Source organism: Amycolatopsis umgeniensis, from assembly GCF_014205155.1.
Lineage (GTDB): Bacteria > Actinomycetota > Actinomycetes > Mycobacteriales > Pseudonocardiaceae > Amycolatopsis > Amycolatopsis umgeniensis.
In genome coordinates, this window is the sequence record NZ_JACHMX010000001.1 from 6555864 (window position 1) to 6577652 (window position 21789).

The 21789-nt window shown below is 68.9% G+C and carries 23 protein-coding genes and 1 tRNA gene; 11 read left to right on the forward strand and 13 right to left on the reverse strand.

The features are described 5' to 3' along the window. Window positions 1-6: 6 nt before the first annotated feature. A complete protein-coding gene (locus HDA45_RS30645) occupies window positions 7-1104 on the reverse strand; it encodes a carboxylate-amine ligase (protein WP_184901172.1) in 1098 nt (365 codons plus the stop codon). Window positions 1105-1239: 135 nt separating this feature from the next. On the opposite strand from HDA45_RS30645, the gene pip reads away from it, so the two are divergent. Beyond that, window positions 1240-2184 (forward strand): prolyl aminopeptidase, encoded by a 945-nt coding sequence (gene pip, locus HDA45_RS30650; protein ID WP_184901174.1) that lies wholly within the window; start codon window positions 1240-1242, stop codon window positions 2182-2184. 188 nt (window positions 2185-2372) lie between these two features. On the opposite strand, the gene HDA45_RS30655 is transcribed toward pip, so the two are convergent. After that, entirely contained in the window at window positions 2373-3203 is an 831-nt protein-coding gene (locus tag HDA45_RS30655) for a DUF4097 family beta strand repeat-containing protein (RefSeq protein WP_184901176.1), read from the reverse strand. A gap of 175 nt (window positions 3204-3378) precedes the next feature. Here HDA45_RS30655 and HDA45_RS30660 point away from each other — a divergent pair, with 175 nt between their 5' ends. After that, window positions 3379-4200 (forward strand): helix-turn-helix domain-containing protein, encoded by an 822-nt coding sequence (locus HDA45_RS30660; protein WP_184906214.1) that lies wholly within the window; start codon window positions 3379-3381, stop codon window positions 4198-4200. Between the two features lie 66 nt (window positions 4201-4266). Then, window positions 4267-4863, forward strand: coding sequence for a dihydrofolate reductase family protein (locus tag HDA45_RS30665; RefSeq protein ID WP_184901177.1), 597 nt, complete (start codon window positions 4267-4269; stop codon window positions 4861-4863). Here the strand turns inward: HDA45_RS30665 and ligD (HDA45_RS30670) are convergent. Beyond that, window positions 4841-5806: a non-homologous end-joining DNA ligase gene (gene ligD / locus HDA45_RS30670; RefSeq protein WP_184901179.1), complete on the reverse strand. Its 966-nt coding sequence runs from the start codon at window positions 5804-5806 to the stop codon at window positions 4841-4843. The genes HDA45_RS30665 and ligD (HDA45_RS30670) overlap by 23 nt on opposite strands. Window positions 5807-5852: 46 nt before the next feature. On the opposite strand from ligD (HDA45_RS30670), the gene ligD (HDA45_RS30675) reads away from it, so the two are divergent. The 4 genes from ligD (HDA45_RS30675) to HDA45_RS30690 all read left to right on the forward strand — a co-directional run bounded on the left by ligD (HDA45_RS30675) (window position 5853) and on the right by HDA45_RS30690 (window position 10315). Beyond that, window positions 5853-6770, forward strand: a complete 918-nt coding sequence (ligD, locus tag HDA45_RS30675) for a non-homologous end-joining DNA ligase (protein ID WP_184901181.1) — start codon at window positions 5853-5855, stop codon at window positions 6768-6770. A gap of 133 nt (window positions 6771-6903) precedes the next feature. Continuing rightward, window positions 6904-7449, forward strand: coding sequence for a MarR family winged helix-turn-helix transcriptional regulator (locus HDA45_RS30680; protein ID WP_184901183.1), 546 nt, complete (start codon window positions 6904-6906; stop codon window positions 7447-7449). Between the two features lie 78 nt (window positions 7450-7527). Further along, the gene (locus tag HDA45_RS30685) at window positions 7528-8892 is read left to right on the forward strand and encodes a pyridoxal phosphate-dependent decarboxylase family protein (RefSeq protein WP_184901185.1); all 1365 of its coding nucleotides are present in this window, start codon (window positions 7528-7530) and stop codon (window positions 8890-8892) included. 34 nt (window positions 8893-8926) lie between these two features. Beyond that, a complete protein-coding gene (locus HDA45_RS30690; protein ID WP_184901187.1) occupies window positions 8927-10315 on the forward strand; it encodes an amino acid permease in 1389 nt (462 codons plus the stop codon). Here the strand turns inward: HDA45_RS30690 and HDA45_RS30695 are convergent. After that, window positions 10293-11297, reverse strand: coding sequence for an ROK family transcriptional regulator (locus tag HDA45_RS30695; protein ID WP_184901189.1), 1005 nt, complete (start codon window positions 11295-11297; stop codon window positions 10293-10295). The genes HDA45_RS30690 and HDA45_RS30695 overlap by 23 nt on opposite strands. 8 nt (window positions 11298-11305) lie before the next feature. Beyond that, entirely contained in the window at window positions 11306-11734 is a 429-nt protein-coding gene (locus HDA45_RS30700) for a winged helix-turn-helix transcriptional regulator (RefSeq protein ID WP_221471281.1), read from the reverse strand. A 92-nt stretch (window positions 11735-11826) separates the two neighbouring features. Here HDA45_RS30700 and HDA45_RS30705 point away from each other — a divergent pair, with 92 nt between their 5' ends. Then, window positions 11827-13266: an MFS transporter gene (locus tag HDA45_RS30705; RefSeq protein ID WP_378316885.1), complete on the forward strand. Its 1440-nt coding sequence runs from the start codon at window positions 11827-11829 to the stop codon at window positions 13264-13266. Here the strand turns inward: HDA45_RS30705 and HDA45_RS30710 are convergent. Beyond that, window positions 13206-13670, reverse strand: coding sequence for an SRPBCC family protein (locus HDA45_RS30710; protein ID WP_184901191.1), 465 nt, complete (start codon window positions 13668-13670; stop codon window positions 13206-13208). The two genes, HDA45_RS30705 and HDA45_RS30710, sit on opposite strands and share 61 nt — an antisense overlap. Before the next feature lie 49 nt (window positions 13671-13719). Here HDA45_RS30710 and HDA45_RS30715 point away from each other — a divergent pair, with 49 nt between their 5' ends. Beyond that, window positions 13720-14208: a hypothetical protein gene (locus HDA45_RS30715; protein ID WP_184901193.1), complete on the forward strand. Its 489-nt coding sequence runs from the start codon at window positions 13720-13722 to the stop codon at window positions 14206-14208. On the opposite strand, the gene HDA45_RS30720 is transcribed toward HDA45_RS30715, so the two are convergent. The 3 genes from HDA45_RS30720 to HDA45_RS30730 all read right to left on the reverse strand — a co-directional run bounded on the left by HDA45_RS30720 (window position 14189) and on the right by HDA45_RS30730 (window position 16958). Beyond that, complete coding sequence (locus HDA45_RS30720; protein ID WP_184901195.1) at window positions 14189-15187, reverse strand: aliphatic amidase; 999 nt, start codon at window positions 15185-15187, stop codon at window positions 14189-14191. The two genes, HDA45_RS30715 and HDA45_RS30720, sit on opposite strands and share 20 nt — an antisense overlap. After that, window positions 15174-15797 (reverse strand): AmiS/UreI family transporter, encoded by a 624-nt coding sequence (locus HDA45_RS30725; protein WP_184901197.1) that lies wholly within the window; start codon window positions 15795-15797, stop codon window positions 15174-15176. The genes HDA45_RS30720 and HDA45_RS30725 overlap by 14 nt, the downstream gene beginning before the upstream one ends. A gap of 84 nt (window positions 15798-15881) precedes the next feature. Then, window positions 15882-16958 carry a substrate-binding domain-containing protein gene (locus tag HDA45_RS30730; RefSeq protein WP_281400806.1) on the reverse strand — a complete coding sequence of 359 codons (1077 nt, stop codon included), beginning with the start codon at window positions 16956-16958 and terminating at the stop codon, window positions 15882-15884. 87 nt (window positions 16959-17045) lie between these two features. Between HDA45_RS30730 and HDA45_RS30735 the strand changes: the two genes are divergently transcribed. Further along, complete coding sequence (locus HDA45_RS30735; RefSeq protein WP_184901199.1) at window positions 17046-17456, forward strand: MarR family winged helix-turn-helix transcriptional regulator; 411 nt, start codon at window positions 17046-17048, stop codon at window positions 17454-17456. 3 nt (window positions 17457-17459) lie between these two features. Here HDA45_RS30735 and HDA45_RS30740 read toward each other — a convergent pair whose 3' ends face one another. The 4 genes from HDA45_RS30740 to HDA45_RS30755 all read right to left on the reverse strand — a co-directional run bounded on the left by HDA45_RS30740 (window position 17460) and on the right by HDA45_RS30755 (window position 20436). Next, window positions 17460-18107: an MFS transporter gene (locus HDA45_RS30740; RefSeq protein ID WP_184901201.1), complete on the reverse strand. Its 648-nt coding sequence runs from the start codon at window positions 18105-18107 to the stop codon at window positions 17460-17462. 385 nt (window positions 18108-18492) lie between these two features. After that, a tRNA-Arg gene (locus HDA45_RS30745) sits at window positions 18493-18566 on the reverse strand. Window positions 18567-18808: 242 nt separating this feature from the next. After that, complete coding sequence (locus tag HDA45_RS30750; protein ID WP_184901203.1) at window positions 18809-19198, reverse strand: peptidase inhibitor family I36 protein; 390 nt, start codon at window positions 19196-19198, stop codon at window positions 18809-18811. Between the two features lie 188 nt (window positions 19199-19386). Continuing rightward, the gene (locus HDA45_RS30755) at window positions 19387-20436 is read right to left on the reverse strand and encodes a LacI family DNA-binding transcriptional regulator (protein WP_184906223.1); all 1050 of its coding nucleotides are present in this window, start codon (window positions 20434-20436) and stop codon (window positions 19387-19389) included. A 121-nt stretch (window positions 20437-20557) separates the two neighbouring features. On the opposite strand from HDA45_RS30755, the gene HDA45_RS30760 reads away from it, so the two are divergent. Further along, complete coding sequence (locus HDA45_RS30760; protein WP_184901205.1) at window positions 20558-21736, forward strand: MFS transporter; 1179 nt, start codon at window positions 20558-20560, stop codon at window positions 21734-21736. The last annotated feature ends 53 nt before the right edge of the window (window positions 21737-21789 follow it).

Consider the following 21789-nt stretch of genomic DNA (forward strand, 5'->3'; position numbering starts at 1 on the left):
TCCGCGTCACCGGGCCGGGACGGTCATCGTCGCGTGGGCGAGATCCGCGGCGAACTCACCGGGGGAATCCGCTTCCGCGAGCAGGCGTCGCTGCCGGGCCGCGCCGGTGCCGTGCTCGAACAGCCAGTCCAGCCCCTTCTCGACGTCTTCGGTGTCACCGGCGGCGCTGAGCGCCGGCCGGATGAAGTCGACGAGTTCGCCGACCAGGTCGCGCTGATCGGCCTCCCTGCCGGTGAAGACGTCGATCCCCGGCCCGTCGAGGCCCCGGCGGGCGGCGGCCGTCAGCGCCGCGCCGATCCGGGTGCTGCGGGCACGCGGCACCCCGGTCGTTCCGGCGCAGGTCGCGACCAGCCCGCGGACCAGCGCCGTGAGGAGCACGGCGTCGTCGACGGCGAGACAGACGTCGGCGATCCGAATCTCGACCGTGGGGTAGCGAGGGGAAAGCCGGGCGTAGAAGTACACGCCCGCCGGGTCGAGGGCGGCGCCGTGGCTCAAGGCCTCCCCGATACTCCGGTCGTACGCGGCCGCACCGGGCCATTCGTCGGGCGGTTTCGCCGTCGGCCACCGGTCCCAGATCGGGAAGCGCCTGCTGGACCAGCCGGAATCGGTGCCGTTCTCGACCGGCGAGTTGGCACTGAGCGCCAGCAACGGGGCGAGCCACGGCCGCAGTCCGGCGAGGACCCGCGCGGCGAGATCCCGCGACGGCAAGCCGACGTGCACGTGGCAGGCGCACGTCCCCGCGCCGTCGATCAGATCGGGGAACGCCTGGGCCATCCGCCGGTACCGGGGCTCCGGCATGATCGCGTCGGGCCGCAGTTCGCCGGGCGGTATGCCCGCCGCCACCATCAGGCAGCCGTCGTCCTCCGCCGCTTTCGCGACGATCTGCCGCAGCCTGATGAGTTCCGAACGCACCTCGTCCAGGCTGCGGCAAATGCCGGTCGCGGTCTCGATCTGGAACCGCATCAGCTCACCGGTGACGTCCGGCTCAGGGGCGAGGTGTTCGAGAAGAGCGGGCGCGCGCAACGCGACCGAGCCGTCCATCGGGTCGAGCAGGACGAATTCTTCTTCCACGCCAAGGGTGAAGTTCGTGCCGTCAACCGCCATGACTCTCCGTCTCTGATGATTTTCGCCGGTACCAATGAATCTCCCCCTTCCGGCGCGGCGAGGAAAGGGCCGGTGTGCTGAACTTCGTTGCGGCGAAAGTGTTTCAAGGACTTACGGAACGTCTAGTCTGAGTTCATGATCGAGTTGTATCCGGCCATCGAGCCCTACGACGAGGGATTGCTCGATGTAGGTGACGGGAACGCCGTCCACTGGGAGACCTGCGGGAACCCGGACGGGAAGCCCGCCGTCATGCTGCACGGCGGCCCCGGACAGGGGTGCGCGCCGGGGATGCGCCGCATGTTCGACCCGGCCCGCTACCGCGCGGTCCTGTTCGATCAGCGCGGCTGCGGCCGCAGCATCCCGCACGCGAGCGACCCGGCGACGGACATGCGGCACAACACGACGGACCACCTCGTCGCCGACATGGAACGGCTGCGGGAACACCTGGGCATCGACCGCTGGCTCGTCACCGGCGGCTCGTGGGGAACGACCCTCGCGCTGGCTTACGCCGAACGGCATCCGGAACGGGTGACGGAGATCGTCGTCAGCGCCATCAGCACGACACGGCGCTCCGAGATCGACTGGTTGTATCGCGGCGTCGGCCGGTTCTTCCCCGAAGAGTGGGCCCGCTTCCGCGGCGATCACTCCGGCGATCTCGTCGCCGCCTACGCCCGGCTCATGGAAGATCCCGACCCGAACATCCGGACCGAGGCCGCTCGCGCGTGGCTCGTCTGGGAAGACACCGTACTGTCACTGGAACCCGGCGCGACCGTCCACAATGGCCCGATCGGCAGGGAGGAACTGGCTTTCGCGCGCATTGTCACGCACTACTACTCCCATGACGGCTGGTTGGAACCCGGCGAACTGATCCGAGACGCGGGCCTGTTGCGAGAGATTCCCGGCGTGCTCATCCACGGGCGCCGCGACCTGAGCTGCCCGGTGGACACGGCTTGGGAACTCGCCCGCGCCTGGCCCGGAGCGGAATTGCTGATCGACGACGGTTCGGGCCATCGGTCGAGCGACGTGAAACGGGCCTGGAAACTGGAAGCACTGAACCGCTTCTGCTCGCGTGAGCGGTGAAGTCCACGTGTCACGAAAATCAACCCGAAGCGGCACTCGTCGATGGGCTTGTGGCGACCGACTGTGTGGATTTTGGGACGTTGGATGACCCGATATCCACACAGTCCCGCGATGACCGGTCCAGTCCGGCCGGGCTCCGAGAGGGTGTGTGGAAATAGAGACGTTGAGTGTCCCTATTTCCACACACCTCAGGCAGCCGCACGGTGGATGACGATGTCGTCGAGCCGCGTGCGGGCGTAAACCCTGACCCCGCCGACCCCACCGACCCCGCCATCCGTGGCGAAGGCGCTGCGCACCGCACCCTTCGTGCTCTTGGCGTCCACCGAGACGGTGTCCCCGTCGACGCCGACGTCGATACCCCCGGAGGTGTTCACCAGCTCGGCTCGGCCACGCGACAGCCGTCCGATGCGGATGGGGCAGTTGGCCGCCTTCGCGGCGACGGCGCCGTCGGCGCGGTCGATGTCGAAACTGCCGTTCGCACCGGAGAGGTCGACGTCGGAGCGGGCGTGCCCGATCCAAACCCTCCCGTGCGAGCCCACGTACCGGACGGCGCCCACGACCTCGCCGATCCGCATCCCGGCGGCCCCGCCTTCGATGCCGACGGTCCCGGCGACGTACCCGATCCCGACCTCGCCCGCCGCCAGGTTCCCCCGGACCGCCGCGACGCGGTCGACCTGGATCCGGCCCGACGCCACGTCCAGCACGCAGTCACCGAACAGCCCTTCGGCGAGTACGTCCGACCACGCCGTGTTCAGTGTCAGCCGCGATCCGGTGGGCAGTTCGATCGTGATCGCGACCGAACCGTCCTTGCCGCCCGCCTTCTTCGTCTCGATCGACAGCTCCCCGTCCGCGAACTCGACCTTGGTGTGCTCGGCGACCTTCACGTCCGACTTGCTCGCGGCGTCGACGGGCTCGACCCGCACCACCGTGTCCGTACGCTCGCTCGCGAGGAGGCGCACCCGGGCACCCGCGGTGGTCAGCGTGGCGGTGATCGGCTCCGGCGTGGTGAAAACAGACATGGTGGGAACTCCCTCGGTGATGGTGCTCTTTCGTTGGTGGAGCAACGATCACCGACCGGCCTGACACCGGACCGTCATGGCGCTGACACGCCGGGGACAGCGCGGCCGGACCGTCCCCGGCGCGCGAGTACGGCGGGGTGTCGGCGATGCTGTGGGCGTGGAGTACGTGTCCAGAGTGCCGCGACCGCCGCTGGACGGGCTGATCGACGACCTCTACTACCTGGAGGGCGCGCCTCCGTACGCCCGGCTGACGCTGCCGCCCGCACCGGCGGCGTTGCTCATCGTCAATCTCGGTGCGCCGTTCCGCATCCGCGCCGGCACCGGCATCGAGACGGCCGAATACGCCGACGGCTGCGTCATCACCATGCGCACCCGCGCGTTGGAGTTCGGCTATCCACTCCCGACCCGGTCCGTCGGCGTGCACGTCAAGCCGTGGGGGCTGGCGCCGTTCCTGTCGATGCCCGCGGCCGAGCTGTGTGACCGGCCGGTGACGCTGGAGCAGGTCTGGGGGCGGTCCGCGGTCGCCGGGCTGCGGGATCGGCTGGCCACGGCGGACGGACCGCGCGAGATGCTGACGCTGCTCGAGGAGGAGCTGATGCGACGGCTGTGCGAGACCGACGGCTTGGGGCTGGTCCGCCATACGCGCGGCGTCCTCGCGGCGACCGGCGGAGCGGCGGCGATCGGCGACCTGAGCGTGGCGGCCGGTGTCAGCAGCACTCATCTGGCACGGCGGTTCAAGCAGCTCGTCGGCGTCACGCCGAAGCGGCTGGCCCGCACCTACCGCCTCACCACCGCCGTGCTCGCGATCGACCCCGCCGGGCGGATCGACTGGAGCGACCTCGCCGGCGGTGCCGGCTACTTCGACCAGGCCCACTTCGGTCACGAGTTCCGGGAGTTCACCGGGCTCACGCCGACCAGGTACGTCGAAGTCCGGCGGCGGTTCCTGCGCGAACACCCCGGCCACGTGCTGGACGGCTGGCCGCTGCCCGCCGATTGATTTCTTACAAGAGCGACGGCTCACGACAAGCTAGTTTCGGGGGCACCCCGAGAAGAGGAGAGCTCCGTGGGCAAGGTGGTCATGTACGGCTCGGTGTCGGTGGACGGCTTCATCGCGGACGAGGACGACCAGCCCGGGCCGCTGTTCGACTGGCTGTCCGGCGGTGACGTCCCCTTGGACGAGAGCGGAGCGCTCAAGGTGTCGCAGACGTCCTACGACTACACCCGGCCGTATTGGGACCGGATCGGGGTGACGATCGCCGGCCGCCACGTCTTCGACCTGACGGACGGCTGGGACGGGAAACCTCCGAGCGGGATCGACCACGTGGTCGTCGTGACGCACCGGCCGGCGCCCGAGGGCTGGAACGCCGAGGCGCCGTTTCACTTCGTCGACGGTATCGAGGCAGCCGTGGCCAAGGCGCGGGAGCTCGCCGGTGACCGTCTGGTCGAGGTCGCCGCCGGCGACGTCGGTGGCCAGGTGCTCGCCGCGGGCCTTGTCGACGAGGTGCGCATGGACGTCGTGCCCGTGGTGTTCGGATCCGGCAAACGCTACTTCGGGTCGGTCGACGCGCAGCACCTGTTGGAGGATCCCGACGTGGTGATCCAGGGCATTCGGGTGCTTCACCTGCGCCATCAGGTGGCTAAGGCGACAAGGGCACTTTGACGTCCTCGGGCGCCTTGTCCGACCGCAGCCCCCGCCAGGTCGTGTGCCGCAGCCGTCCGTCCGGGGTCCAGTTCCGGTGCACGACCTCCCCGACGAGCTCCGGCGCCACCCAGTGCACCCGCCGCGCCCGCTCGCGCGGGACCTCCGAAGCGAAGGGCGGTGTCTTCCGCTCCAATGGGGTGAGCCGGGCGTGCAGGTCTTCGAGGACCTTGTCGCTGAACCCGGTTCCGACGTCGCCGACGTACCGCAGGTCACCGGACTCGTCGTGCGCGCCGAGCAGCAGCGCGCCGAGCGTCCCCGAACGCCGTCCCTCGCCGGGGCGCCAGCCGCCGATCACGACCTCTTGGCTGTGCCACAGCGCCCGTTTGATCCACTGCCTGGTCCGCTTGCCGGGGTGGTACCGGCTGTCGAGCTTCTTCGCGATCAGCCCTTCGAGCCCGTGTTGCCGGACGACCTCGAGCAGCTGATCAGGCGAGATGTCGTCGTCGGTGTACCCCGGCGGGATGACGAGGCGGTCGCCGCCGCCCAAGGACGTCAGCAGTTCGCGACGGGCCGCATAGGGCTCGTCGAGCAGGGTGGTGCCGTCGAGGAGCAGCACGTCGAAGGCGAAAAAGTGCACCGGGCTGCGTTCCAGCAGCGACGCGTCCGGCGTACGCAGGTGCCGCGTCTGCAACAGCGGGAAGCTCGGCCGTCCCTGGTCGTCGAGGACGACGATCTCGCCGTCGAGGACGGCTTCGCGGCCATCGAGGGCTTCGCCGGTCACATCGGGATACGTCGCTGTGATGTCGAGGCCGCGTCGGCTGGTCAGACGCGTCTCGCCGTCGCGGGCGACACGAAGGCAGCAGCGGTAGCCGTCCCATTTGTACTCGTACCCCCACCCGCCGGTGGGCAGGTCGCCGTCGGTCGCCAGCATCGGGGCGATCGCGTCCGGCACGGTGCTCATGCCTCACGGTACCCCGGGAACCCGTCCGGTGATCTATCGTCGAGGGGTGCCTGAAGAGCGGATAACGGTCGAGGTCGAGGGACGGCGGCTCGGGCTGTCCAATTTGGACAAGGTGCTCTACCCGGCGCACGGTTTCACCAAACGCGAGGTGCTCGACTACTACCGCCGCATCGCCCCGGCCATGCTCCCGCATCTGCGCGACCGCGCCGCCACGTTCCGCCGGTTCCCGGACGGCGTCGACGGCGAACCGTTCTACGAGAAGAACGTTTCCCGGCACGCGCCCGACTGGGTGCGCACCGCGCGGCTCACCAACCGCGGCCGCCGGGGCGGTGAGGAGACGCTCGACTACCCGGTGGTCGGCGATCTCCCGACGCTGATGTGGGCGGCCAATCTCGCCGCGCTGGAACTGCACGTTCCACAGTGGACTGTCGGACCTCGTGGCGCGCGGAAATCACCCGATCTGCTGGTGTTCGATCTCGACCCCGGCCTGCCCGCGGACGTCGTCGACTGCTGCCGGGTGGCCGAGACACTGAGCGACCTGCTCACCGAAGACGGCCTGACCGTCTACGCGAAGACAAGCGGCAACAAGGGAATGCAGCTGTACTGCCCGGTGCGCACGCGATCCGACGAACGTACTTCCGAATACGCCAAGGCCGTCGCCGAGGAGCTCGCGCGCCGATCACCGGAAACCGTGGTCGCCCGGATGACGAAGGCGATCCGCCCCGGCCGCGTGTTCATCGACTGGAGCCAGAACAACACCGCCAAGACGACCATCGCGCCCTACTCCCTGCGCGGTCGCGCCATCCCGACCGTGTCCACCCCGGTGACGTGGGAGGAGGTCGAGGCCTGCCGCAAGGCCGCCGACCTGCTGTTCACCGCCGAGCAGGTGATCGAGCGCGTCGAGGAGATGGGCGACCTGTTCGGCGACATCGCCGAGCATCGCGCCGCCGTTCCCACTCGGTGAGGCGCGAATTGTCCGAAACAGGACAGCCACCCCGAAAGACCACTGTGGACTCCAGCCCGTTCCGCATACGATCGGCGGATCGGGCGCGCGGGGGTGCGCGCCCACCGTACTGGCGCCCGCGGGGCCGGTGAGGATGTGGCTGTTGACCGGGTATCACACGCTGGCCGAGACCGAAAACGCCGTACGGGCGAAGCTGGGCGGAATACCCCTGCTGTGGGAGCGGATGGAGGCGGTGGCCAATCTCCACCGGGCCGCCACGGCCGTCCGGCTGCATTTCGAGAACTCGGTCCTGCGCACCGCGGGACTCACCTGGACGGCGTTCGTGGTGCTCTGGGTGGTGTGGATCTTCGGCGAGAAGGAGACCCGGCACGTCGCCGCGGAGTCCGGGATCACCAAGGGAACGCTGACCGGGGTGATGAAGACCTTGGAAGCACACGGCCTGGTCACCCGGCGCAAACACCCCGTCGACGGACGGCTGGTGCTGCTCGCGCTGACGCCGGAGGGCGAGCGGCTGATGCGGGAGCTCTTCCCCGAGTTCAACCAGGAGGAGGCGTTCGTGACCGATCGCCTCAGCCCGGCGGAGTGCACCGAACTGGCCGTTTCGCTGCGGGAGATCGTCAAACAACTCGAGGACAAGGGCGAGGAACGGCGGCAGGCGGCGGTGGCGAAGGACCGCTGACCCCTACCGAAGACGGTTGCGCCAGACCTCCGGCGACTCTTACGTTTTTTGGAGCCGAACGATCGAAGGGCGCCCTTGATGGACTTCCGGTACTGGCTCGGTCAGGCGTTGTCGTCGAACGAGGCGTGGGCGGAGACGTTCACCCCCGTACGGCCGCATCCCTCGCTGGAGATCTCCGACGGCCGGTTCGAGACCGCGTTCGAAGAGCTCACCGAGCGGTTGAAGGACAACTACCCGTTCTTCCACCCGTCCTACGCGGGGCAGATGCTCAAACCGCCGCATCCGGCCGCCGTGGTCGGCTATCTGACCGCGATGCTGGTCAACCCCAACAACCACGCGCTCGACGGCGGTCCCGCGACGGCCGAGATGGAACGCGAGGTCGTCGGTCAGCTGGCGACGATGTTCGGCTACACGGAGCATCTGGGGCATCTGACCACCAGCGGCACGGTGGCGAATCTGGAGGCGCTGTTCGTCGCGCGCGAAACGCATCCGGGCAAGGGGATCGCCTACAGCGCGGAGGCGCACTACACGCACGGCCGGATGTGCGGCGTTCTCGGCGTCGAGGGGCATACGGTGCCCGTCGACGCCCGCGGCGCGATGGACCTCGACGCGCTCGAGGAACTGCTGCGCACCGGGAAGATCGGCACCGTGGTGCTCACCGCGGGCACGACGGCGCTCGGCACGGTGGAACCGGTCCACGAGGCCATGGCGCTGCGTGAACGGTACGGCGTGCGGGTGCACGTCGACGCCGCCTACGGTGGGTTCTTCCGGCTCCTGTCCGGTTTGGACGGTCCCGAAGGGCTTCCCGAAGCCCCGTGGCTCGCGATCGCCGAGGCCGACTCGATCGTCATCGACCCGCACAAACACGGCCTCCAGCCCTACGGCTGCGGCGCGGTGCTGTTCAAGGACCCCGGTGCCGGCCGGTTCTACCTCCACGATTCGCCGTACACCTACTTCACTTCGGAAGATCTGCACCTCGGCGAGATCAGTCTCGAATGCTCGCGGGCGGGCGCGGCCGCCGCCGCGTTGTGGCTCACCTTCCGGCTGCTGCCGCCCACCCCCGACGGACTGGGCCGGGTGCTCGCGGCCGGGCGCCGCGCCGCGTTGCGGTGGGCGAAACTGCTCGAGGACTCCGAGCGGTTCGATCTGTACCAGTCACCGGAACTCGACATCGTCGTGTACTTCCCCCGCACGGAGCCGCGTTCCCTCTCGAAGATCGACGAGGCGAGCGCGCGGATCATGCGCGTCGGCATGGCCGCCGCCAAGGATCCGGTGTTCCTCAGCACGCTGCGGGTGAGCGCGCCGCGGTTCGGCCTGCGTCACACCGGGGTCGACGCGGATGCGGACGGCGCGCGGATCCTGCGTAGCGTGCTGATGAAGCCCGAAAGCGAGGACCACGTCGACCGGCTCCACGAACGGCTGGAAGAGTTGTCCCGCGGTTGAGCACCGAGCACCGCCGCAGACGAATGGATCCACCATGCCCGAATCAGGTCCCGCCGAACCCGTGACCGCGATCGAGACCCGTTCGCTCGGTACCGGCTTCCGGCGGCGGCACGTCACCATGCTGGCGATCAGCGGGGCGATCGGGGCGGGACTGTTCGTCGGCACCGGCGCGGGGATCAAGGCCGCGGGCCCCGGCATCCTGCTGTCCTATGTGGTCGCCGGCCTGCTCATGGTGCTCGTCATGCGCATGCTGGGCGAGATGGCGGCCGCCGAGCCGAGCAGCGGTTCGTTCTCGGTGTACGCGGAGAAGGCGCTCGGGCGCTGGGCCGGGTTCACCGTCGGCTGGCTGTACTGGTCGCTGCTGGTGGTCGTCGTGGCCGCCGAGGCCACCGCGGCGGCCGGGATCGCGAACGGGCTGCTGCCCGCGATCCCGCAGTGGACCTGGGTGCTGCTGTTCATGGCGGTGCTGACCGTGGTGAACCTGTTCGCCGTCCGGTCGTTCGGGGAGTTCGAGTTCTGGTTCGGCGCCATCAAGGTGACCGCCGTCGTCGGCTTCCTCGTCCTCGGCACGCTCGCGGTGTTCGGGATCCTGCCGGGGACCTCGCCGGTCGGCCTCGACAATCTCACCGGGCACGGCGGCTTCCTGCCCAACGGCCTCCAAGGGGTGCTGACCGGACTGCTCGCCGTCGCGTTCTCCTTCGGGGGCATGGAACTGGTCACGATCGCCGCGGCGGAGTCCGACGATCCGGCGGGTTCGATCCGCCGCACCACGCGCACGGTCATCGTGCGGCTGCTGCTGTTCTACATCGGTTCCGTGGCGCTGATGGTGCTGTTGCTGCCGTGGGAGTCCGCGTCGGCCAACTCCAGCCCGTTCGTGACCATCCTGGAGCAGATCGGGGTGCCGTCCGCGGCGCTGCTGATGAGCTTCGTCGTGCTGACCTCGCTGCTCTCGGCGCTGAACGCGAACCTTTACGGCGCCTCGCGGATGGTGTTCTCCCTCGCCGACCGCGGTGAAGCGCCGCGCGCGATGCTGAAACTGTCCGGCACGGGCGTCCCCCGGACGGCGGTGCTGGCGTCGGTGGCCTTCGGTTTCGTGGCCGTGCTGCTGAACTTCCTCGCCCCCGAACACGTGCTGCCGTTCCTGCTGAACGCCATCGGCGCGAACATCCTGCTGGTCTGGATCTTCGTCGCCATCTCCCAGCTGCGGCTGAGGAAGAGGGCGGAACGCGACGGCACGGCCGCGGACCTGCCGGTGCGGATGTGGGGCTTCCCGTGGCTCAGCTGGGTCGCCCTGCTCGCGATGGCCGGCGTTCTCGTTCTCATGTGGACGGACGCCGACGCGCGTGCGCAGCTGTTCACCAGTGGCGCGGTGGCCGTGCTGATCGTGGCGATCAGCCTGCTCAGGCGACGTCGGCGACGCTGAACAGTTCGCGTTCCACCCGGCTGAGAGCCAGGCGGACCGCGCCGAGCGCCACCGAGTCGTCGCCGAGTATCGACGTCTCGACGCGCACCGGGAAGAGGGACAACCGGGACAGTTCGGTGCGCAGCGGCGCCGTCAGCAGTTCTCCGGCCCGCGCGAACCCGCCGCCGATCACCACCAGTTGCGGGTCGACCGTGAGCACCGTCGCGGCGAGGAGTTCGAGAAGCCTGCCGGGTGACGCGGACCAGCCGACCCGCCGCAGGACACCGATCTCGCCCGCCGCGCCGTGGTGGCCGTCATGCAGCTTCCCTCCGAGCAGCAGGCCCAGGGAGACGGTGCGCCCGGCCCGCACGTAGACGACGTCGTCGATACCGTGCGCGGCCCCGCGCCAATGCTCGGCGAGCGTCGCGAGTTTCGTGTCGTTCCCGGCCAGCACCGCGTATCCGCCGCCGAACTCCGCGGGGAGGTCGAGACCGGCCCAGCCGGGGAGGCGTTCACTGTTGACGACCTTGCCGTCGGACACCACGCCCGTGGTGCCGATGCCGAGCACCCGCAGGTTCGCGTGGCCTTCGATGGCGTCGCCGAGCACCCGGCGCGCGACACCGAGCCTGTCGGGCCTCTCCATTTCCGGTGTGAGTTCGGCCCTCGCTCGCCCGACGACGTCGCCACGAAGGTCTGCGACCAGGCACAACGCCTTGTGCGTGCCGACTTCGAGACCGGCGACATGCCCGGCCTCGGGCCGGAAGCGGTAGCGCTTGGCGGGCCTGCCCACGGGGCGCGGAGCGTCGGGGGAGAGCGGGACCTCCTCGACCAGGCCCTGTCCGCCGAGGTCCGCGGCGATTTCTTCGACCGTCGGCCGGGAGACCTCGCTTGCTTTGACCAGTTCCGCGAGGGTGAGTTCCTCGGCCGCGTACAGCGCTCGCAGGACGGCGATGGCGTTGAGCCGCCGCAACAGCGACGGATCCCCTCCGGACAGTCTGGCCATGCGACTCCCTAGGCGTTGACGCGTTTGTCGTACTGGGCGCGCGCGACGGCGATCTGGCTCTGGTGGTCCTCGGTCCAGCTGACCAGCGACTGGATGGTCTTGTGCAGCGTGATGCCCATCGGGGTCAGCGCGTACTCGACCCTGGGCGGCACGACCGGATAGACGGTGCGGCTCACGAGCCCGTCGCGTTCGAGGTGACGCAGCGTGGTGGTGAGCATGCGCTGGCTGATGCCGTCGATCTTGTACTTCAGCTCGGTGAACCGGAGGGTGTTCCGGTCGAGCAGCGCGATGACCAGGAGTGACCACTTGTCCGCCACCCTGTCCAGGATCTGGCGGACTTCGCAGTCCTCCCGGGTGTCCCACTGGAAGGCTTCGTAGTCCTCCTCGGTGAGTTCACAATGACTAGGTGAGTTCAAAGTGCCTTCTTCCATGGTCATCGATGGTGACGGAAGATCTCCTTGGTTACAAGAGGGAACCGACCGGCAGATGAGTAACCGTCGGTCTCTCGTCCACTGAGGGAGAGCTGATCTTGACTACAACACGTGCCGCGGACCGGATGAGCGGGCGGGCCTGGGGCGTGCTCCTGGTGCTGTGCGGCGCCATCTTCCTGGAGGGCATCGACGTCGCGATGCTGAACGTGGCGTTGCCGTCCATCCGGGCCGAACTCGGCCTGTCGACGGCGACGCTGAGCGGCGTGGTGAGCGCCTACGTGCTCGGCTACGGCGGATTCATGCTGCTGGGCGGGCGCGCGGCCGACCTCTACGGCCGCCGTCGCATGTTCCTCGGCTGGCTGGTGGTGTTCCTCGTCTTCTCCGGTCTCGGCGGATTCGCCACGGAGGGCTGGATGCTGCTGCTCGCCCGGTTCGTCACCGGCGTCGCCGCGGCCTTCATGACCCCGGCCGGCCTGTCGATCATCACCACGAGCTTCGAAGAAGGCCCGAAGCGCAACAAGGCACTGCTGTTCTACGCGGGCACCGGGGCGGGCGGGTTCTCGCTCGGCCTGGTCATCGGCGGGCTGCTGACCAGGATCGACTGGCGCTGGGTGTTCTTCACTCCGGTGTTCCTGTCGGCCGTCATCCTGCTCGCCGCGCTCTGGCTGATCAAGGAACCCGCGCGAAAGGAACGCGTGCCCCAACGCCTGGACTTCGCCGGGGCGGTCACCGTGACCCTGGCGATGCTGCTGATCGCCTACGCGGTGGTCCGGCTGGAACATCCCGGACAGGGCTGGGGCTGGACGGTCGCCTCCTTCGCCGGGGGAGTGGCGGCGCTGGTGGCCTTCGTGGCCGTCGAACGCCGCTCGCCCGCGCCGTTGGTGCGGCTGGGCATCCTGAGGTCGGGGCCGCTGGTGCGGGCGAACACGAGCGCCCTGCTCTTCGCGGGTTCGTTCTTCGGGTTCCAGTTCCTCGTCACGCTGTACCTGCAGGAACTGCGGGGCTGGTCGACGCTCGAGACGAGTTTCGCGCTGCTGGCCGTCGGAATCGACGCGATCCTCGCGCCGACGCTGACCCCGTGGCTGGTGGCGAAGTTCGGCAACACGCGGCTGATCTTCGGCGGCTTCGTGCTCGCCGCCGTGGCGTACGCGCTCTTCCTGCCGCTCGGCCTGGACTGGACGTATGCGGCGATGTTCCCGTCGATGATCATCCTGGGCCTCGGGTTCGCGCTCGCCTATGGTCCGCTGACGATCGTCGCCACCGACGGGATCGCCGAGGACGAGCAAGGACTGGCGGGCGGCCTGCTGTACACGGCCTTCCAGTTCGGCGCGGCGCTCGGTCTGTCCGCGGTGACCGCGGTCAACGTCGCCGCCCTCGGGGACGGTTCGCCGGAGGCCGTGCTCGGCGGCTTCCGTGCGGCGCTCTTCGTGCCACTGGCGATGGCCGTCCTCGCCGCGGTCATCATCGCGTCCGGCCGTCAGCGCGTTTCGGTGAAGGAAGCCAGATTGGCCAGTGAGGAGGCGATTCCGGCTTCGTGATCCGCCTGTCCGATGCCGGGCGGGACACCCGTCGCGGTGACGGTCACTTCGGTGCCGTCACCCGCGGCGGCCAGTTGCCAGGTCATCGTCATGGTGCCCGCGAAGGCGGGGTCTCCGGACTCGAAAACGGCCAGCTGGACCACACGCTCCGGCGGCACCAGGTCGGCGAACCCGACTTCGACGACGTCCGTCGCTTCCGAGGACTTACCGGGCGCGGCGGACGCGTCGAGGTAGGTGAGGATCATCCGGAAACCCCCGCCGGGCCTCGGATCCCAGCGTTCGATCCGGCCGCGCATGCCTTCGGGCGGCAGCCAGGACTCGAGCGATTCCTTGTCGAGCAGGGCTTCGTAGACGGTCGCGGGCGGTGCGGCGATCACGCGGCTGCCGCTGTCGATCCTGTCCATCGCCCGATTGTAGGACCGATACCCTGATCGCCGGGGAATCTACGAGAGGGTGATCCACATCGAGTTCGTCATCGCCTGGTCCGCCTTCCTCGGCGGCTGGCTCCTCGTCGCCGGGCCCATGTACCAGGGCGCCCTCGAACTCCGTGAGGAGAGCGAGCGGTTCGAAGACCTGCGCTCGGTCCAGACGCGACGTCCCACCGGCGGCACCCCCGCGTCGCGCTGGTGGTGGCTGGTGCCGCCGGTGGCCGTCATCAAGGAACGCCGTCGCCGGAAGAAGGCGCAGCGCGAGTTCATGGAGACGCTCACGGCGGGCCAGCGGCGCACCATGACCACCTTCGCCAACAAGGCCAAAGGCTGGTTCATCGTCTGCGCGGGCGCCTTCTTCATCGCCCTCAAGGAGACTTGGCACCTGAACCATCTGTACCACTGGCCTTTGTGGACCTACATCGCGTTCGTGCTCGTCCCGCTGGTGCTGAGTTTCGTCCACACGTCCCGGGGTGTCCGCCTGACGGTGCTCATCATGGGTGCGGAGGAGTGATGGTGTCGCGGGTGATCGACTCGACCTTCTCCTGTGCCTTCTTGGCATCCGTGACCCAGAGCTTGTAGAAGTCGAACGGGCAGTCCGCGACACCCTTGTCGCCTTCGTCCGCGTCCTGCATGCCGGTGTACCCGCGGTGCAGCAGCTTGAAGATGTGGTTCTGCGACTGGTCGTAGGTCCGCGCGTCGCGGATCGCCGAAACCGAAAGCTGCGCGTACTGGATCCCGTATTCCTCTTCACCGGTCTCGCCGAGCGTGCGCCCGTCGAAACCGATGATCGCGGAGTGGCCGAAGTAGGAATAGACGCCGTCGAAACCGGCGGCGTTCGCCACGGCCACGTAACAGTTGTTGGCCCACGCCATCGCCTTGGCCATCAGGACCTGCTGTTCCTTGGCCGGATACATGTAACCCTGGCAGCGCACGATCAGTTCGGCGCCCTTCATCGCGCAGTCGCGCCAGATCTCCGGGTAGTTCCCGTCGTCGCAGATGATCAGCGAGATCTTCATGCCCTTGGGGCCGTCGCTGACGTAGGTCTCCTCGCCGGGGTACCAGCCTTCGATCGGGCACCACGGCAGGATCTTGCGGTACTTCTGGACGATCTCGCCGCGGTCGTTGATGAGCACGAGGGTGTTGTACGGCGGTTTGTCCGGGTGGTCTTCGTGTCGTTCTCCGGTGATGGAGAAGACACCCCAGGTCTGGGCTTCCCGGCAAGCGGCGGCGAAGATTTCGGTCTCCTCACCGGGAATCGTCGCCGCGGTCTCGTACATTTCCTTCGGGTCGTACATGATGCCCTGCGTCGAGTACTCCGGGAACACCACGAGGTCCATACCGGGGAGCCCGGATTTCATGCCCACCACCATTTCGGCGATCTTGCGGGCGTTGTCGAGGACTTCGGCCTTGGTGTGCAGACGAGGCATCTTGTAGTTGACCACCGCGACGCCGACCGTGTCCGGGCTGGCGGAAATGTCACCGTGTCGCATGAAGACTCCTTTTCTCCGACTGGGTTTTCAGGACGTCGAGGGAACCGGCCGCCGCGACGAGCACCACCGCGATCGCGGCCGCCAGCAGCGCCGTGCCGGCGTCGCTGCGGTACGCGCCGGTCAGGCCGAGGAAGGCGGGCACCGTGCAGGTCGGCTGGCTGAGCAGGAGGACGGTCCAGCCGGTGAACCGCGTCAGCCGTTCCTTGCCGAGGCCGAGCACCAGGAAGAACAACGTCCACAGCAGTGCCCACGACAGCCAGATGACGCCGAACACCGGATCGTTGTCGTGCCAGAACGCGATTCCCGCGTACACCACGGCGGCGCCCGCCACGAAGAGCGAGAACCAGCCGATGCCTTCGGGCGCCAGGCCCGCGAGGTTCGCGATGCCGACGTACAGGTAGGTGAAACCGAACAGGTACAGGCCGGACGCGGCGAGGATCGCGTCCGGATTCCCGTTCGCCTGGGCGATCAGCACGGTCGGGGTGACGCACTGCAGTGCCCCGACGAACAGGTTCAGCACCGCCGCCGAACGCGGCGGTATCCGGCCGAGCAACATCAGGCCGTTGATCATCAAGGCGGCGCCGACGTAGAGCAGGCCCACGTTGCCCATGCCCACCTCCGCGTAATGTGCATCACATGGAATAATTTCAAATGAAAGTATGTGGTGTGCCGCGGTGAGTCAAGGGTGTGCGGTTCAGAGCCGGGTGAGGACTTCGAAGTCGTAACCGTCGGCGACCGCGAGATGGACGTGCTGGTCGGCCTGCTGCCCGCGGAACTCGATCGTGCCGCGCGGCCCGTGGTAGGCGACGCCGTCGATCGCGGCGTTGAGCGCGGGCAGATCCGGCGTCCCCGCCCGCCGGACGAGTTCCGCCAGCGTGTGCAGTCCCTCGTAACAGGATTCGGCGGCGTTGTTCAAGGCCGGGGCGCCGGGACCGTTTCGGTCGACGTAGCGGCCGAGCAGGTCCATCGCGTCGGCGGTGACCATGGACCGGAAGTAGGCGGCGGAGACGTACAGGTCGGCGGTGGCGTTCGCGCCGCTCGCGAGGAGCATGTTCTCCTCCATCAGCGGGCTGAACCTGATCAGCCGGTCGCTGAGCCCGTGCGCGGCGAAGGCGCGGTTGAAGCGCACCGCGTCCTGCCCGACCAGCAACATGAGCACACCGTCGCTTGTGGACTGTTCGACCGAACGGACCACTGTGGACATATCGCCCGCGCCGAGCCCGACGAACGCCTCGCCGGTGATGCGCAGGCCGAGATCCTTGGCGTAGTGCCGGATCGCCCGCGTCGTCCGGTGCGGCCAGACGTAGTCGTCGCCGACGACGAACCAGCGCCGGGCGCCGAGGTGGTCGCGCAGCCAGCGCAGGGCCGGCTCGATCTGGCAGCGCGGTGTTTCGCCCGTGCAGAAGATGCCCGAGCGGCGCTCGCCGCCTTCGTAGAGCGAGGTGTACACGTACGGCACCCTGTCGGCCACGACCGGCGCGAGAGCGTGCCGGACCGAAGAGATGTGCCACCCGCTCACCGCGTCGACCTGTCCGCTCTCGACGAGGCGTCGCAGGTCTCCGGCTACTTGCCTGGGGCTGCCGCCGCCGTCGACGACTTCGGCCTCGACCTGTCTGCCGAGGATGCCGCCGGATTCGTTGAGCTCGTGGACGGCCAGCTCCGTGATCGCCTCGCAGGACGGGCCGAACAGCCCGGCGGGCCCCTGCAACGGGACCACCATGGCCACGCGCCAGGTGTCGTCGCGGGTCCGCGTGGCGAGGCGTGGGGGCATGGCGCTCCGTGCGGTGGCCCGGTAAGGTCAAAGTGCTTTCACCTGGAAGTATTGCGAGGGTGTCCGGTTTTGGCAAGGGGACGGAATATGGGCACACGAGGCGTCGCGACGGCCGGGTTGTCGCTCACCGGCTCGCTCACCCGTGCCGCCAGGGCCGTCGCCACCAGGGTCGAGCAGGTGCTCGCCAAGGAAGGTCTCACCCTGGACCAGTGGCTGGTGCTGGACGCGTTGAGCGGCAAGGACGGCCTCGCCATGGCCGACCTCGCCGACCGGACGCTGACCACCGGGCCGACCCTGACCAGGGTGGTCGACAAACTGGTGACCACCGCGCAGGCCTATCGCGAGGTCGACGCCGCCGACAGGCGCCGCGTGCTCGTCCACCTCAGCGCCCGCGGCCGGGCGACGTACCGGCGCGTGGCCGCGAAGGTGTCGGAAGTGGAGGCGGGGCTCGCCGTGCCGGACGAGCTGCTCGCGGCGTTGCGGGGCCTCGGCGGCTGAAAGTCAGGCGTGCGGCGGGTACGGCATCGGCGGGACCGGTGGCTTCGCCTTGGTCGCCGCGACGATGCCGAGGATTCCGGCGACGACGAGTGCGACGAACACGAACAGCGTGGCCACCACGAACACCACGCGGAAGCCGGTGGCGTCCGAGAGCAGCCCACCAAGGACCGGCGCGAGCGCCAGGGCGAGGACACCGAGGCCCGCCGTGATCCCGGCCGCGGCGCCGCGGCCGGCCTGGAGCCGCCGGATCAGGGCGATCGTCACCCCGAGGACGGCACCCGCGCCGAGCCCGGTGAGCACCCGGCCGACCAGGAGCAGGCCGATGTTGGGGACGAAGGCGATCAGCACCACGCCGAGGAGCATCGAGAAGATCGCCGGCACGGTCACCGCCGTCGGGAAGCGTGCGCCGAGAAGCAGCCCTGCCGGGAAGGCGATCGCGGCCGCGACGAGGTACGAGACGAGGCCGTTCAGCAGCAGGGACTGGCTGGACATGCCCAGATCGAGCTGAAGGGCCGACTCGCCGTCGAAGCGGTAGATCACGGTGACCAGGAAAAGGCCGATGAGCGCAGCGAAGGCGGGGCCGATGACCAGCCACCAGGGAGACCCGGCGGTCGGCTGCGGGGCACGCTGTGTCGAGGGCGGCACGTACATGCGCACAACCTATAGCGCCCCGACGTGCCTGCGGACCGGTTCGCCGAGAGTACTCGGCCTGCCTGTCACAGGGCTTCGTCTGGGAGTCCTTGCGCTCCTCCTCTCCTTGGATTTTCTCGGTCTTGGTCCAGTCGGCGTAACGAGGCGATGTCCGCCTCCCCGCAAGACCTGATGGGAACGTGACAACGCGAAGCCGCGCAGCTCGGACGTGATCTTTCCGACAGGGCCCGCGCACCAGGGAAACGCCGATGTATCGGGGAAAGTTGACAAACTGCCGCGTCGAAAGGTGAACGAGCGGCGACTCGGGCTCGAAAAGCGACAGCCCGGGTCTTGATGGCCCCGCCGCGAAGCGCGTTTGCGCCTCGCGGCAGGACCGTCTGCGACGTGCCCCCGGCAGGACTTGAACCTGCGACCTAGAGATTAGAAGGCTCTTGCTCTATCCAGCTGAGCTACGAGGGCCGACGTCGGCGACGTTGGGTGTCGCCCAGCATCGGCAGCTTAGCCGTCGCCAACCTGTCGATCGTTCGACACCGCCAGATCGTTTCAGGTCGAGCCCACCGTTTTTTGGAACACCCGTGAGCGCGTCACGACGCGGGGTGACGCGCTCACGGGCCGGGGCCGCTTCGGGGGAGCGGCCCCTGGGTTCGCGCAGGTCGCGAGTCGACTCCTCTGCCAGCGACCGGCACGAACCGCCGGGGTGGTCAGTCCCAGATCTTGAGGGCGCGGATCACGAACGGTCCCTGGGGTACGTAGGTGCCGCCACCCGGATAGGTGATGAAATCTCCCTCCGTGGTGCACTCCTCGCTCTGATAAATCGTGACGTCCCGGCTCAGCCGGTTCACGAACGAATGCCCGTCGAAGCCTTCGGGCAGGGGAATGCATTCCTCGGGATTGGAGGTGCGCAGGTCGAATTTGTGCGCCGTGCCACCGAACGATTCTTCGCCGTACACGCAGAACTCGCCCTTCTGACAGACGGGTGCGGGCGGGACGGAGGTGGCGCTCGCGACCCCGGCACTGGTCAGCAGGCCGAACACGGCCAGCAGGAGGACATGCGGGAGGCGTGCGCGCAGGTTCGTCAAACGTCGTTGCATGGCTGGGTTCTCCCCCGTGAATCGGCGGCTCGATCGCCGCCGGTGAATGTGTGATTCCACGATGACCCGAGAGGAAGGCTTTGTCAGCCCGCATTTCTACTTCTGTGGATGAGTAGTTGTGCGCCGCCTGATCGGGGCGAGTTGTCCACATATCACCGGGACCGCCTTGTGCTCGACGGAATCGGCTGCTAAACGCGCGCGGTGGACTCCCGCACGACCAGTTCGGCGGGCAACTCGGCGGGAGCGGGTGTCTTCTCCCCGCGCAGCAGGCCCAGTACCAGGTCGCCGGCCGCCCGCCCCTTGGCGGCGAGATCCTGCCGGACCGTCGTCAGCGGTGGTTCGGACCACCGGGCGGGCGGGATGTCGTCGAAGCCCACGACGGAAAGATCACCCGGGACGGACAGCCCGAGGTGCCTCGCCGCCGAAATCGCCGCCAGCGCCAGCAGATCCGACATGCACAACAACGCCGTCGGCCGCGGATGCCGGTCGAGCAGGCCGAACGCGCTCGGGAGCGCGCCCTCGACCGAGAGCCCGGACGCCTCCCAGATCGGCACGTCCGCCGCCGGGACACCCGCCTCGGCCAGCGTCTCCAGGTAACCGGCCATCCGCTCGCGGTTGTCGTGGAACCTGCTGTTCCCGGCCTCCGCCACGCTCAGTTCGCCGCCACGCGGCGCCGAGAGGCATTGCGCCGAGAAGATCCCGATCCGCCGGTGCCCGAGCTCCAGCAGGTGCCGCGCCGCCGCGGCCGCCCCCGCCCGGTCCGCCACGCCGATCCTGGCCGAACCGCGGATATGCGGCTGGTCGATCACCACCAGCGGCAGACCCCGATCGCGGACCGCGTTCAGCGCCGGCGCCCCGTCCGCCAGCGAATACGCCACGGCGATGTCAGCCTGTGCGGTCAGGATCCGCTCCGCGCGCGGGCCGCCGCTCTCGCCGTCGCCGGGCAGCAGCAGGAGGGCGTGGCCCTCGGGGTCGACGACCGTTGAGAGCGCGTCGAGGGTGACCGACAGCGCGGGATCCGAGAAGGCCGTCGAAAGATTCGTGTCGAGCAGGACGGCGATCGCGCCGGTGCGGCTGGTGGCGAGGCTGCGCGCAGTCGGGTTCGGCCCCGCGTACCCGATTTTCTTGGCCGCTCGCAGCACCTCTTCCCGAAGCCGGGCGGACAGCTGATCGGGCCGGTTGTAGGCGTTGGACACGGTCGCGCGCGACACCCCGACGGCGTCGGCGACATCGTCCAACGTCGGCCGTCGCCGTCGCGTGCTGGTCACCGCCGCAGTCTAGTCCCGGGCGGGACCAGTGGACTTTCTGAAGCGCTTAAGTCATTCTGGGGGAACAGGAATCGGAAGGAGACTTGGGCATATGCGTGACCGTACGGCCGTTTTCGTCGTGTTCGCGCTCAACGGGGCCGCGCTCGGCTCCTGGGCGCCGCGGACTCCGGCGTTGTCGGAAAGGGTGAACGCCTCACCGGGTGTTTTCGGCCTTGCCCTGCTGGGGGCCAGTGTCGGCATGCTGATCGCGGCGTCGGTTTCGGGACGGCTGATCGAGCGCCACGGTGCCCGTGCGGTGGTCGCGGGCAGCACGATCATCGCCTGTGCCGCGCTGCCGATGATCGGCTTCTCGACGTCGGTCGTCCTGCTCGCGGGGGCGTTGTTCGTCCTCGGGGCGAGCGTCGGCGCGCTGGACGTCGCGATGAACGTCGCGGGTGTCGAGGTGGAGCGCCGTTCCGGGCGGGCCATCATGCCGATCCTGCACGCCGGGTTCAGCTTCGGCGCGCTGGCGGGCTCCGTCGCCGCCGGATTCGCCGCTTCGCACCACTGGTCACCGGGACGGCACCTCACCGTCGCCGCGTTGGCCGCGCTGGTCGTGCTCGCCTTCGTCATCGTGGCCGTGCCCGGCGCGCGGCCCACGCACACCGGGCCCGTCGAGAAGCCCCGCGTGCCCCCGATCAAGCGTCCTGCCCTCTGGTTGCTGGCCGCCATCGCGTTGTTCTCGGCGATCGCGGAGGGCGCGAGTTCGGACTGGTCCGCCTTGCTGATGACGTCCGTGCACGGGGTCGGCGACGGCGCCGCGGCGTTCGCCTACTCCGGGTTCGCCCTGGCCATGGCACTCGCCAGGCTCGCGGGCGCGTGGCTTCAGAACCGCTTCGGCGCCACTCGCGCGTTGGCGGTGGGCGCGGGGATCGCCGCGGCGGGGCTCGTGCTCGCCGCGCTGGCCCGCGTGCCGGTGTTCGGGTTCGTCGGCTTCGCGCTGGCGGGCGCCGGGCTGGCCGCGGCCTTCCCGATAGCGTTGAGCCTCGCGGGGGCGTCGGGCAAACGCGCCGACGGCACCGGAGGCGAGCGGGAACTGGCCTTCGTCACCGCGATCGCCTACACCGGCTTCCTCGCCGGACCGCCCCTGATCGGCGGAATCGCGCAGGTGACGTCGCTTTCGGTGTCGTTCCTGTTCGTCGGCTTGACCGCCGCGCTGATCGTGCCGTCCGCGCTGGCCGCGGCGCGGGCGCGGAAACGGGAGGAGGTCTCCGAACCCGTCGCCCGTTGACATCCTCGCCGCGACGCGGGCAAGCTGATTGCTCGTAAACTGAAATGAATGCG